We start from the raw sequence: 13,564 nt of genomic DNA, 5'->3' as shown, positions 1-13,564 counted from the left end.
TATATACTAAATAAAGTGGAGGAATGAACAGATGAAAATGTTAGTTACAGGAGCAACAGGACAATTCGGTTCAATTGTAGTTGAAACTCTTTTACAAACGGTACCCGCAGAAAACCTAGCGGTGAGCGTGCGAAACCCTGAAAAGGCAGCGCACCTAAAAGCACAAGGAGTTGACGTGCGTCACGGTGATTTTGATCAACCCGAAACGCTTGCTGAAGCGTTCGCTGGCATTGATCGTTTACTGCTTGTATCAACAGACGGAGATAATAAAACGCGCATTCGTCAACATCAAGCTGCCGTTGAAGCTGCAAAGCAAGCGGGCGTTTCGTTCATCGCTTACACAAGCCTGGCAAAAGCAGACGAAAGCACTCTTTCTCTTGCAGAAGTGCATCGCGCAACGGAAAAAGCCATTAAGGAATCAGGCATTGCCTATTCTCTTCTTCGCAACAACTGGTACGTGGAAAATGAAGCGGGTACGGTTCAAGGCGTACTTCACGGAGCACCTTGGCTAAATCCAACAGGTGATGCAAAAATCAGCTGGGCGTTACGAAGCGACTATGCTCAGGCAGCAGCTGCTGTTTTAGCTGGAGAGGGTCACGAAAACACCGTATATGAACTAGCAGGCACGCCGCGCACTCAAAAAGAACTTGCCGCTATCGCAAGCAACGTGCTTCAAAAAGACGTGGAAGTCGTAAACGTAGACGATGCTGGGTTTAAGGAAGCGCTAAGCGGAGCTGGGTTACCAGGCTTTGTCGTTGACATGCTTGTTGAGATGCAAGAACCAATTCGTCAAGGCTCTCTCGATGTAGAAAGCACTGACTTAGAAAAACTGCTCGGTCGCAAAGCACAGCCGCTTGATGTGTTTGTTCAGGCATTGATGAATTAATAGGCACAACAAAAAGAGAACACATACCTTTTATTACAAACGTATTTATCATTAAAATAAAATGATATACAATTGATAAACCAAAAAAAGGATAGATGAACAGGATTAAAGTGTCTGTATTCATCTATTCTTTTTTGTACAACAAAGGATTTTATTGACCACAACACAATGATGATTGTCGTAGTATTATAAAGAAAAGAAGCGGTAACACTAGTGTATAATACTATCAATCTTTTTAGTGTAGGAATCATTACCGCCCCTTTAAAAACTAGAGAACAAGTATATTTATTATAAGAAACACTCCGCTAAACATATTTCAATATAGAAATGATTTCATCACTTTTTATTGATTAATCATTCTTCCTTACCTACCTACTATGTAAGTCAACGTTATAAACTTACTTTCCTTATGACTCTTACCGAACTATAAGCAGAAAAGATTACTGAAGCAATTATTCTGAACCACGACAACCCCCCCTACTCTATGAACCATTTAACCATATCAAATAATTTACCAATTTTTTAAAAAACCATTCAAGAATGTTCACTCTTATTTTTGGAACAATACAATTGACTGTACTAACAAATAAGGAGGTTAGTTAGAAATGGATCATCAGCAATTAGCCAATCATGAATCACTGGATTTACATGAAGTTATAAATTTTAAAACGCTTTGCATAGCGAAATCTAAGCTAATGCAAGGACTCGTATTTGATGATGATTTAAGAGCCTTAATGAAAAAAGATGTGGAACAATCTATCAAAGCGCTTGAAGAATTACAGGTAGTTTATCAACGCGTACCGTTTGAAGCACCAGTTCCTCAAAACCGACCAACACCAATAATAAATTAACAAGGAGGCACTTTCATTGAATCAGGACTATCTAGACCCTATAAACGCGTTGCACATGCCAGAGCTAGCGGATACTACATTTGCGATGGATTTACTTCTTCGCTCCAAAGAAGGTGTACGCAATATTGCCACGGCATTAACGGAGACTGCATCGCCTGATGTTAGAACCCTCTTACGAAATCAATTAATGCAAGGTATTGCCATGCACCAAGAAATTACGGAATTAATGATCAATAAAAAATGGTTCCATCCATACGAACTAAGTGAACAGTATAAATTAGATCAACTCTCTGCCAACAATACATTGATGATTGGAAAAATGAATTTATTCCCGCTTGAAAGCAATAGAAAAGGGCTGTTTGACCGAACACCTGATGATCACTAACACTGGAGGCTGTATAGCATGAAGGCAGTAACGTATCAAGGTATTAAAAATATTGTAGTTAAAGAAGTGCCAGACCCAAAGATTGAAAAACGAGATGACATGATCATTAAAGTAACGAGTACAGCTATATGTGGGTCTGATTTACATTTAATTCACGGCATGATTCCTAACCTGCAAGAAAACTATGTTATTGGCCATGAGCCAATGGGAATCGTTGAAGAAGTTGGACCCGATGTGACTAAGGTAAAAAAAGGAGACCGAGTCATTATTCCTTTTAATATCGCATGCGGTGAATGTCTTTACTGTAAAAACCATTTGGAAAGCCAATGTGATAACTCGAATGATAATGGTGATATGGGTGCCTATTTCGGATATTCTGGTAACACGGGTGGCTACCCAGGTGGGCAAGCTGAATATTTAAGGGTGCCATTTGCTAATTTTACTCACTTCAAAATCCCAGAAACCTGTGAAGAACCTGATGAAAAGTTAACGGTGATTGCCGATGCGATGACTACTGGTTATTGGAGCGTTGACAATGCAGGCGTAAAGAATGGTGATACAGTTATTGTTCTTGGCTGTGGTCCCGTTGGTCTTTTCGCTCAAAAATTCTGTTGGCTAAAAGGTGCAAAGCGTGTCATTGCCGTAGATTATGTAGACTATCGCTTGCAACATGCCAAACGTACTAACAAAGTTGAAATTGTTAATTTTGAACACTTTGAAAATCCAGGAATGCATTTGAAAGAAATAACAAATAATACCTCCTGCTGACTTCTGTTTGTTTTACACGATATAATTTGGAACCTTAAAGATAAGATGCTGTTCTTTTACTAAAGACATATAATCACTTACTTTCCATTTTCAAACGTCACTCTCTTTTTTTCTATGCCCAAAGCTTAAAAATCTTTCCTCTCTTCACCGCTTCCGGCTCTTCCATCTCAAGAGCCATTCCTTCAATGACTGCTTCTGCATTTTCCATAAACGTATAGAGCTGGCCCGTTCCGTACTGGTCGGAAATGACGTCATAAGCTTTTGAAAGAGAATAGTCCCAATACGTGCGCTCGTCTACGCCTGATGCGATGACGTGAGCGAGTCGGTGCTTGATAAAGGTTGAAGCAGATTTGCGTGCTTGCTTTCCGTTGAGCCCTAGGATACTTCCAGCGCTAAGCTGCGTTACAAATCCTTTTTTTACAAGATCGTATAGTTTATCTGGGTGCTGTTGAAAGACTGGGTGACGTTCAGGTGCTTGTAAGATTGGTACGATCCCTTGAAGCTGCAGGTCGTAGAGTACGCTATCGAGATTCGTTGGTAGCGTATGATAAGGTAGAGACATTAATAGATATTTGTCCGTATGGTTCAGTGTAAGAAGCTTTTGTTTTTCATAGTTTTTAAGTAGCTGAGGCGAGGCGGGTACGAGCTGCCCTGGCAAAACGCGAAGCGGAATAAGGGCTTCTTCTAGCCAATCGTTGGCGGCGCTCGCATACAAAATAAGCTCATGGCGCGTCACGTCGGACTCTTCCCAAAACAGCGGAGTGGCGACGACGGAATGAACGCCTTTTTTCACAAGCGAACGCGCCATATTCGTAAACGTCTGCACATCTCTTGGTCCATTATCAATGTTCGGCAAAATAAAGGTTTGAAGATCAATCATTGAACGATGCCCTCCTCCACAAATTGTCTATCTTTATCATACGATGTTTCACGGAGATTCTCTATGGAATTCGCTCGACAACTTATCCAACAATCATTCGTACAATTACAAGAAATACGAAAAGCCCTAACAAAATCCACCAAATTCGCTTATGAATTGATCCTTAAGAAAATAGACCTAAATAAAAAGAATGGCGAGGAGCCATTCTTTTTATTCCTATTGTAACGCTGCGTATTTTTCCACTCCGGTTGTGACGGCTTGAAGCATCCCTTCTAAGTAAGCCGGATTAGACAGCTTTTGATCTTCAGTTGGGTTTGTCATATACCCCATTTCAAGAAGTACAACCGGCACCGTAGACCAGTTAAAGCCCGTTAAGTCACTGCGGTAGCGAATGCCGTTTACTTTCATACCACTTTGCTTTTTTACTTCACTTACAATGTGAGTTGCTGCAAGGTTACTTTGTTTAGCAATGGCTTGCTTCTTGCTTGGAACGAGAACCCCAAAGCCGCTGACGTTTGGATTCTCGGCTCCGTCTGCGTGAAGCCGAATGACAAGGTCTGCTTTCTTTTCATTTGCCATCTCCGCTCGCTCTTTGTTGCTGATGTCTACATCATGAGCTGAGCGCGTCAAATACACTTCAAACCCTTTTTCTGTTAGAAGCTCTTCAAGCAAAAAAGCCGCTTCTAAATTGAGCACATATTCAGGTTTTCTTGTCACGACCCCTGTTGTCCCGCCCGTTACCTTCATTTTCGTTTCGTTTGAATAGGGTGACACGCGCTCATGTATTGTATTCGCTCGCGCTTGATGACCGGGGTCTAAATAAACAATAAACGACTTTTGGGGTTCTTCCATTTTAGCTTCCGCTAGTGAAAATGGTTTCGCTTTTAATACCTTAACTGGAATGGTTTCATACGTTCCTTCCATAAGCTCATTATTGCTTGCTCTATCCACTCCAAGCATGAACGCCCAGGCCAGACAGACAAGCACAACAAGCAGTAGTGAATACCAACCTTTCATTACCTCCGTCCCTCTTCTTTCTTTAAAAGAGCAACGTTATACTCTTCGGTTTTACTGAGCTTAATATTGTTTGAGGAAGCGGGATAGTACCAGGACTTCGCATTAAAGTAGTTTTGCAAGTAGTCCGTTTCAAACACGTATCCGTAGCGCGCATAGATTTCGTTTCGCGCAATATATAACTCATGCTTACTAAGACCAGCTACCTCAGACACCGACAGCTCGCGACGGTCACTATCGGTAATAACATATTCCGAATAGCTCACAGGAGGCGCCGACGAACTAGAATCATCATAGTACACATACTCTTCATCAAACAAAACTAAGTTATCCTTTGACTCGCCTATTAAAATAGGAATCGAATACCCACACGAACCCGAATAATCGACAAGCACCGAAGAATTCATCGAATACGGATATACGCCTAAACACTCTGTGCCTACGCTAATGTACAGAGACGCATTCACACGCGTTGCCAGCTCGTTGCTCACGCGATAGACGTCTTTTCCCCACGCCTTTAGTGCACTCATCTCTCCTTTATCGTAAAGGGTAAAGAAGCGGTTCGCTACGGGCGTTCCAAGACGATCTGCACTTATATAAAGCGTGCCGTTCACTTTATCGTGCTCAATCTCCCAGCTATCAACGGAAAACGCTCCGCTGCTCCCCTTTACAGAAACGTTCGCAAGCTTCTTTTTGTAGTCATTTACAATATTCGTCGGCTTCGGAGCAGTGGGTGCTTTAGGTTCTTCTTCATCTTCAGCTACTTCTTTTACTTCCGGCGTTTCAGCTTCCGGTTTAGTTACGGGCGTAGTTTCATTAGAATTCTGTTGGCTCGTTACGTAATCATAGACAAAGTAACCAGCTCCTCCAAGCACAAGTAGAGTTGCCACCACAACCCATATCTTTAGCCAAGAGTTCGTTGATTTTGACTCTCGAGTTCCTTCTTGATTTCTTTGACGAGTTCCATCTACCATCGTTCCACAACTTGGACAAGCGACCGCATTTTCCGGCAGCTGCTTCCCACACTCTCTACAAAACGATCCCATCATCCCACTCTCCTTCATTACCACACTGTGTGTTTAAAATAGGATATCTTTTACTACGTACGATGACGAATGCTAGTAGTACCGTTAATGTATATGCTGGAAGCTTTTTTATAACCATTTATTTTTTATCATTACATGAAGAGATGAGTAGACATTATGATATGAATAGATGTTACCTTCGACTTCATTAAAAAAAAGCACCTTAACAAGATATTAAGATGCTTTTCCTCTCACTTAAAACAATCCCAAAAACTTCGCTTTCTTCACACGTTCAGGAGGCAAGGTCTGTACGCCTTTGCCATCCACAATCGCAACGGCGTTTTCCATCAACATGTCGACCTTGCTGGCACCGTATGCTTTTTCGATTTGCTTATATGCTTTTGGAAGCGAGTATTTTTTATAGTTTGTAAGCGTCACGCCTGATGCAACAACGTGAGCGAGATTATGTTCTAAAAATTCAAAGGCCGCTTGCTTCACTTTTTTTCCATGTATGCCGATAATACTATCAGACGATATTTGCACAAGTGCACCCTGCTTCACCAGCTTATATAATTCTTCTTTATGCTCTAAGAAATAAGGGTGGCGTTCAGGCTCACTGATAATAGGAACAAGTTGATCAAGCTGCAATTCATAAATTAATGACTCCATATATACAGGCTTCTCTTGATGTGAGATATGTAGAAGCATATATTTGTTGTTGTCATTAATCGTTTGGAAGTTACCGCGAGACTTTTGAATAAAACGCTCGCTAATCGGTACTCTCCCTCCTGGCATAACACGGAGCGGGACGACACGCGACTCTAGCATATGGTTCATATCATCCAGATAACCAGGCTCTAATCCTTGTTCATTCGCAATAATGGTATGAATCCCATTTTCCGTTAAAAGCAACGCTGCTTCTTGAAAAGCTTTTGAGGCCCCAAGCTTTTTCGGTACGATATCCGTATATAAATCTATCATCTTTATCTTCTCCTCAATGACACCCTTTATTGAAATAAGTCTATCATAACGTCACTGTGCCACTCAAACGAAAAGAAGATTCATATAGTTTTCACTTTTCAGATCGATGAACTTAAAAGATACCAAGAAACTTTTCTTTTCGAATTCTCTCCGGCTGTTCCTTATAAATACTCTGCCCTGCTATAACCGATTCAGCATTTTCCATTAATAAATAAACGCTTCTTACACCAAAATGTCGTTGGACAACATCGTACGCTTTTGGAAGTGAATACTTCTGGTAGTTAGTCGCATGACATCCTGATGCCATTAAATGAACAAGTCCATGACGCAGAAGTAAATAAGCAAACCTTTTCGCCTGGGCTCCGTTGTATCCCATCAAGCTTTGAGATGAAATCTGCATAACCGCTCCTTTTTTCACCAATTTGTACACTGCATTTGGATTGTTCCTAAAATACGGATGACATTCAGGCTCATTAATAATAGGAATAATCTTTTTCAGCTGCAGCTCATACATCACTTGATCGATATATGTAACAAAATTCGTTCTTGGAAGCTGCAGTAATAAATACGCTCGGTCATCGTTAACAGTTAAAATATCATTGATATCATACGAATGGTGCACCATCGGCTGAAGTAGCGCTCGCTGCCCAGGAACGACATTTAATGGAATTTTTGTTTCTTTTAGAGAACGGTTAGCTACATGAACCCGGTTTAAAATCGTATCCCTCTCGAATCCAAAATCTTCGCCGTCGTAAAACGGACTTGTCATAATCGTCGTTACTCCCTCTGACACGAGCCTTCGACTCATCTTTAAAAACGTTTCGGTGTCAGAGGGACCTTTTTCTACATTAGGCAACAAAAATACATTTAAATCAATCACTCAACCAGCCCCTATACAGTTTTATAAGCATATAGTACCATTTTATAGCCTGAATCAAGCAATAACAACAACTACAAATCGACATTTTACAACAAAAAAAAGATAGCAGGATCATCCTGCTATCTTTTATGAAGCAACAAAATAGTTAATTAATGCTTCCGACCACGCCTTGTGACCTTTGTCAGTTAGCGTACGTTGGTCCTCTGATAGGTACTCTAAAATCTCTTCACTCGTGTAATCTGGCCATGAACCCCAGTGATCTACGTACTCATATCCGTTCTCTTTAGAGAACATTTCCAATTCTTTTGCTTCCTTCGGATAATTCGTTGCGTTGTAGATTGGCTGTGATGGTTGAAGGATTGTCACAACACCGTCAACCTCTTTTGTAATATGAGACATAATCACACTTAAATTATCAAGCGTGTTTTTAATACCTACTACGCCGTTATCATTTAACAAGAATGGTTCAAACAATAACACATCAGGATCAGCTTTTACGATATCTTCATATGTATTACCACGAACAAACTCAAGAGTATTCATTCCCTCATACTCGTATACCGTCACGTCAATTAACGACGAACCATACGTTTTATCAAGCTCCGCTTTTAACAGCATGGGCCAGCTATTTTCATCCTTTGACATTGCTTGTGAACCCACAATCATAAGATTCATTGGCTCTCCTGTTTCAGACGCTTGTGCTAGTTTATCGACAATCGAATCCGGTAAATTAGACGTATATGACTCCCAGCTTCCTCCTGAAACAGCTTTTGACTCGCTACTATCTGACGTACTTTTTTCCTGAGAAGCGGGCGCTGCGGACGTATTGGAGTCCCAGTAGATCTTCCCAGCTACAATCGTTGCAATAAGCACAATGATTGCTAAAATATTCACAAATACTTTCATATTCTAACTCCCTTGCTAATTCTTTCTTGCCTTTCCTTTCTATTATAATATAAATTTTGACGAATTTTTATAAAAAATGATTAAATTTGTCATTTTTTTTGGTAAAATAAAAGAATACGTGTGTATTTTGTCACAGAACAAAAGGCGTAATAATAAACAAGAAAAGGAAGATACATTTATATGGAACAAGAACGCAGACGCAGAAAGCGTAAATCCAAAAAAGGATTTAAAATCGCTCTTTCTATCATTCTATTATTGATTATTGGTATTGGAGTTTACGCTTTCTCAGTCTATAGCTCCGTAACGAACACATTAAACAGAACGCATGAACCGTTATCTCGTGAAAAATCAGAAAAGCGTGGCCAGCAAGTCAACCTAGACAGCCGCGATCCAATTTCCGTTTTACTACTAGGTGTGGACCAACGTGGTGCAGACCGTGGACGCTCAGACTCACTAATTCTTATGACGGTAAACCCAGACAAAAAATCAGTCAAAATGGTCAGCATCCCGCGTGATACAAAAACAGAAATTATCGGAAAAGGAAAAGAAGATAAAATCAACCACGCCTATGCATTCGGCGGTGTCGATATGTCGATTAAAACTGTTGAGAACTTCTTAGATGTACCGATTGATTATTATGTACAGGTTAATATGGAAGGATTTAAAGATTTAGTAGATGCTGTTGGTGGGGTAACGGTGAATAATAACTTAGATTTCACTTACGAAGGTCACCACTTTACAAAAGGAACGCTTGATTTAAATGGAGAAGAAGCCCTAAAGTATTCACGCATGCGCTATGAAGATCCAAGAGGAGATTTTGGACGTCAAGAACGTCAACGTCAAATTATTCAAGCCGTTATTGATGAAGGTGCAAGCATGAAATCTCTTGCGAACTATGGAAGCATTTTAGATGCCATTGGCGATAACGTGAAAACAAACTTAACGTTTGATGAAATGAAAGATGTTCAAGCGAACTATAAAGATGCTCGTCATAGCCTAGAGCAGATTCAACTTGAAGGAACAGGCGGTAAAGCAAGCAACGGAGTTTACTACTATCACGTATCAGAGTCTGAACGTATACAATTATCAAGTATGTTAAAAGAACATTTGGGTATTAGATAAGAAATTTAACACCCAAGTGGAAAATTCAAGTGCGACTTGCACTTGAATCTTTTTTTACAGAGGAGCGTTTATGTTGAATAACAAGGTTTGTATTATTGAAAAATTTATTATTATAACTGCGTTTATTATAGGAACAGGTGGCATTATACCTGTACTTTTAGCAAACACTAACTATATAGATATTTCATTTAAATTTATATTTTTTTCATTGTATTTCTTAAGTTCTTTTTTTCTATTAAAACGTGTTAAAGGGATATCAAGTGCTATTTTTAATTATAAACTATTGATACTTTTATTATTAATTATCGGTTTATCTTTTATATGGTCTTATTACCCCAGTGTTACTCTAAATAAATATATTGCTTTATTAGGTACTACTATTATAGGTATATATATATCAATAAGATTAAATACTAAACAAATCGTACAGTACTTAACTTATTCATTTTTTATAATCTCTATTCTCAGCTTAATTTTAATAGTATTTTTCCCTGCTTTAGGAGTACATAAATTTGATGTACATGCTGGAATATGGAAAGGAATATATACTCATAAAAACTCTTTAGGGCGATACATGACGTATGGCTTAGTTATAACCATTATATATAGTATTAGTTATGCTAAATCTAAATCTTTTTCTATTCTATCTATTTTGCTAGCCACTATTCTATTATTTGGCTCAAACTCCACAACTTCAATATTGCTAGTATTTATACTTCTGTTTTTAGTTTTAATTGTTAGACTCTTTAAAATAAATCTGTTTCTATTAATTAGCTTACTCTCGTTTGGATTCATAACACTTTGTATAATTTTAGGTATCGTTATTATGAATGCAAAAACTTTAGTTGGTTTCTTTAATAAAGATTTAAGCTTCTCTGGAAGAACAGACATCTGGTATTATAGCTGGCAAAAATTCATCGAAAGTCCTTTGTTAGGATACGGATTTGGGGCATTTTGGCATGAAGAAAGCTCTTTAGCTTATTATATAAGAAAGCAAGTTGGTTGGATGGATGCCCCCCACTCACATAATCTTATATTGGATTTATTGTTACAAGTAGGAATAATAGGCACATTAGTCTTTTTAATTATCTTTATTAAATGCACTCTAAATTCTATAAGGTTGCTACGCCTTTCATCTGAACCTTCTAATTACTTTTATTTAATTACATTGGCATCTATATTCTTATTCGGTTTAACTGAAAGTACTATTTTAGTACCAAATAACATATTTTGGATTCTATTTATTATCATTATTATTAGATTACCTATAGACTTAAAGAATTATATGATTAAGATCAAATAACATTTTTATTATTTTACAATTATTGAGGCTGGGACAAAACCCTCCTCTGAACCGAAAAAGCCGGTGAAATTTTACATTAAAATAAGGACCACTTCTGATAAAATAAAGTTACCACACAAAATCTTATCGGAAAGAAGGGTCCTTATGTTTAAAGATTATAACATGAATCAAGTGGTTTTGATGCTAGACTAAAAAGTAGACACAGATTGTTATAATAAAAATAAAAACTATAACGAGGTGTCGAAATGCCAAGAGGTACTGGTAAAAGATATGATGAAGCATTTAAAAAAGAAACAGTAACGTATATTGCAGAAAACAACAAGTCTGTGGCTCAAGTAGCTAGAGAAATGGATGTTAATGAGAATACTTTATATAACTGGATAAAGAAATATGGCCAAGAACCAGAGGTGAAGTCTGTTCAATCCTTCTCCTCTGCAGAAGCTGAAGTAAGAACACTGCGAAAGGAAATGCGTGATCTCAAGGAGGAGAATGAAATCTTAAAAAAGGCGATGCACTACTTCGCGAAAGACACTCGGTAAAGTATGAATTCATTTATGGAAATCGCTCCCAATTCCGAGTGGAGAAGATGTGCATTGTTTTGGGAGTTTCCAAGAGTGGATACTTTAAATGGTTAAATCGACCGATTAGTGAAAGACAGAAGAAGCATAAAAAACTCTCACACGAGATATTAAAGACTCACCTTGAATTCAAGCAACGTTATGGCAGTGTTAAAATTACGAAAACACTAAAAAGCGTGGTGTTAAAGTAAGTGAGCGTACAGTCTCCCGAATAATGACAAAGAACCACTGGAAGTCTTGTACAGTCAAAAAGTACAAGGCTACGACCAATTCGAGGCATCATCACCCAGTAAGTGAAAACGTCTTAAATCGACAGTTTAAAGCGAGTAAACCAAACCAGTTCTGGGTTACGGATATCACTTATATTCCAACGAATGAGGGCTGGTTGTATTTGGCGACCGTAATGGATTTATATTCTCGTAAGATAATAGGATGGGCCATGGATAAAAAAATGACCAAAGAATTAGTTATCTCTGCGTTAAAGATGGCTTACAAACGCCAAAAACCTGGGAATGGGGTGGTCCATCATTCAGATCGCGGTGTTCAATATGCTTCTTGTGAATATCAAAATCTATTAAAAAAGTACACTATGACTGGCAGCATGAGCCGGAAAGGAAATTGTTACGACAACGCTTGTATTGAGTCCTTTCACGGGATTCTAAAACGAGAGCTTGTTTACCAAACAAAGTATAAAACGAGAGAAGAAGCAAAGAAGTCACTATTTGAATACATTGAGTTCTTTTACAATTCCAAGCGAATTCATTCGACATTGGGGTATTGCACACCGAATGAATTTGAACAAATGTACAGGAAATTCGCAGCTTGATTTCTCCTTCATAAAAAAGTTTAAATCTTTATAAATTTAAACTTTTTTATGAAGGCTACCAAGCGAAAGTGCGGTAGAAATCTGTGTCTATTTTCTTGACGTAGTATCAGTTTTGCCTTTAGATTTAGAAATAAAATTGCAAGAAAATGATATTGCCTTCGTCGTTCACCATCTCGTTGAACATATTCCAGATGAAGCCTTTGCCGGCTTCTTACAGAAAACGGGGTGTCCTGCTTACCATCCACGCATGATGATGAAAATCATTTTATGTGCCTACACACAGTCAGTTTTTTCAGGAAGAAAAATTGAAGCGCTTCTCAAAGATAGTATACGTATGATGTGGCTAGCTCAAGGTTACGAACCGAGCTATCGGACAATCAATCGATTTCGTGTTCACCCAGAAGTTCAAGTGCTTCTTCGTGAGTGCTTTGTCCAGTTTCGATGTCAGCTTATTCAAGAGAACGAGATTGATAATGAAGCAATCTTCATTGATGGAACGAAGATTGAAGCAAATGCCAATAAGTTCACATTTGTCTGGCGCAAATCAATCGAAAAGTATAGTGCGAGCCTCTTGGAGAAATCAACCCAGCTGTATGACGAACTAGTAGAAAGAGAAATTATTCCACAGATCGAACGAGAAAGTTCGGACGAACTTTCTGTTGAAGAATTATCTCTAATCACTAAAAAATTAGAAGAAAAGGTTGAAGAGTTGACAAAAGAAATTGAAGCAAGTGAAGATGCCGATGAACGAAAACAACTGCGATCAAGCAGAAAAGAACCGAAGAAAGCGTATAAGCAATTTCAAGACTTTGTGAAACGTAAGTTAAAGTATGAAAAAGACATGGAGATTTTTAACGAACGGAATAGTTATTCAAAAACAGATCATGATGCCACGTTTATGCGTATGAAGGATGACTACATGAAGAATGGCCAACTGAAGGCGGGGTATAATGTGCAAATTGCGACAGAAGGTCAATATACACTTGCTTACGATGTCTTTTCAAATCCAACGGACACACGAACACTTTGTCCGTTTCTTGACGCAATTGAACATCACTACTTCGAACTCCCAGACTATATTGTCGCAGATGCGGGATATGGAAGTGAAGAGAATTACCTCGATGTGCAGAAAAGAAAGCGTACGCTGTAATCAACGATT

General features: G+C 38.6%; 11 protein-coding genes and 3 pseudogenes. 8 read left to right on the top strand and 6 right to left on the bottom strand.

Translation table 11 applies throughout. The features are described 5' to 3' along the window. Nucleotides 1-31 precede the first annotated feature (31 nt). From MKZ18_RS05845 to MKZ18_RS05830, 4 genes and pseudogenes are all read left to right on the top strand, one after another. A complete protein-coding gene (locus tag MKZ18_RS05845; RefSeq protein ID WP_025909578.1) occupies nucleotides 32-886 on the top strand; it encodes an SDR family oxidoreductase in 855 nt (284 codons plus the stop codon). 605 nt (nucleotides 887-1,491) lie between these two features. Continuing rightward, nucleotides 1,492-1,737, top strand: a complete 246-nt coding sequence (locus MKZ18_RS05840; protein WP_025909579.1) for a hypothetical protein — start codon at nucleotides 1,492-1,494, stop codon at nucleotides 1,735-1,737. A gap of 16 nt (nucleotides 1,738-1,753) precedes the next feature. Next, on the top strand, nucleotides 1,754-2,122 hold the full coding sequence (locus tag MKZ18_RS05835; protein WP_025909580.1) for a spore coat protein: 369 nt from the start codon (nucleotides 1,754-1,756) through the stop codon (nucleotides 2,120-2,122). An 18-nt stretch (nucleotides 2,123-2,140) separates the two neighbouring features. Further along, nucleotides 2,141-2,872 (top strand): annotated as a pseudogene (locus tag MKZ18_RS05830) (alcohol dehydrogenase catalytic domain-containing protein); the annotation flags it as partial. 130 nt (nucleotides 2,873-3,002) lie between these two features. On the opposite strand, the gene MKZ18_RS05825 reads toward MKZ18_RS05830, so the two are convergent. The 6 genes from MKZ18_RS05825 to MKZ18_RS05800 all read right to left on the bottom strand — a co-directional run bounded on the left by MKZ18_RS05825 (nucleotide 3,003) and on the right by MKZ18_RS05800 (nucleotide 8,576). Beyond that, nucleotides 3,003-3,770, bottom strand: coding sequence for a tyrosine-protein phosphatase (locus MKZ18_RS05825; RefSeq protein ID WP_025909584.1), 768 nt, complete (start codon nucleotides 3,768-3,770; stop codon nucleotides 3,003-3,005). A 216-nt stretch (nucleotides 3,771-3,986) separates the two neighbouring features. Next, nucleotides 3,987-4,787: an N-acetylmuramoyl-L-alanine amidase family protein gene (locus MKZ18_RS05820; protein ID WP_340842838.1), complete on the bottom strand. Its 801-nt coding sequence runs from the start codon at nucleotides 4,785-4,787 to the stop codon at nucleotides 3,987-3,989. Then, a complete protein-coding gene (locus tag MKZ18_RS05815; RefSeq protein ID WP_225001954.1) occupies nucleotides 4,787-5,833 on the bottom strand; it encodes a YARHG domain-containing protein in 1,047 nt (348 codons plus the stop codon). Before MKZ18_RS05815 ends, MKZ18_RS05820 begins: the two co-directional genes overlap by 1 nt. A gap of 231 nt (nucleotides 5,834-6,064) precedes the next feature. Then, nucleotides 6,065-6,790, bottom strand: coding sequence for a CpsB/CapC family capsule biosynthesis tyrosine phosphatase (locus tag MKZ18_RS05810; RefSeq protein ID WP_340842839.1), 726 nt, complete (start codon nucleotides 6,788-6,790; stop codon nucleotides 6,065-6,067). A 112-nt stretch (nucleotides 6,791-6,902) separates the two neighbouring features. Next, nucleotides 6,903-7,670 carry a tyrosine-protein phosphatase gene (locus tag MKZ18_RS05805; RefSeq protein WP_340842840.1) on the bottom strand — a complete coding sequence of 256 codons (768 nt, stop codon included), beginning with the start codon at nucleotides 7,668-7,670 and terminating at the stop codon, nucleotides 6,903-6,905. 126 nt (nucleotides 7,671-7,796) lie between these two features. Continuing rightward, entirely contained in the window at nucleotides 7,797-8,576 is a 780-nt protein-coding gene (locus MKZ18_RS05800; RefSeq protein ID WP_340842841.1) for an SGNH/GDSL hydrolase family protein, read from the bottom strand. A 180-nt stretch (nucleotides 8,577-8,756) separates the two neighbouring features. Between MKZ18_RS05800 and tagU the strand changes: the two genes are divergently transcribed. From tagU to MKZ18_RS05780, 4 genes and pseudogenes are all read left to right on the top strand, one after another. Beyond that, the gene (gene tagU, locus MKZ18_RS05795) at nucleotides 8,757-9,698 is read left to right on the top strand and encodes a polyisoprenyl-teichoic acid--peptidoglycan teichoic acid transferase TagU (RefSeq protein WP_340842842.1); all 942 of its coding nucleotides are present in this window, start codon (nucleotides 8,757-8,759) and stop codon (nucleotides 9,696-9,698) included. 70 nt (nucleotides 9,699-9,768) lie between these two features. Continuing rightward, nucleotides 9,769-11,001, top strand: a complete 1,233-nt coding sequence (locus MKZ18_RS05790) for an O-antigen ligase family protein (protein ID WP_340842843.1) — start codon at nucleotides 9,769-9,771, stop codon at nucleotides 10,999-11,001. 245 nt (nucleotides 11,002-11,246) lie between these two features. Continuing rightward, a pseudogene (locus MKZ18_RS05785) lies at nucleotides 11,247-12,405 on the top strand (IS3 family transposase). Between the two features lie 79 nt (nucleotides 12,406-12,484). Continuing rightward, nucleotides 12,485-13,531: pseudogene (locus tag MKZ18_RS05780) on the top strand (transposase); the annotation flags it as partial. Nucleotides 13,532-13,564 lie beyond the last annotated feature (33 nt).

The organism is Priestia sp. FSL W8-0001, assembly GCF_038050335.1.
GTDB classification, from domain to species: domain Bacteria; phylum Bacillota; class Bacilli; order Bacillales; family Bacillaceae_H; genus Priestia; species Priestia flexa.
The sequence above is the reverse complement of the archived record's forward strand: the minus strand, read 5'-3'. Positions and strand labels throughout refer to the sequence as shown.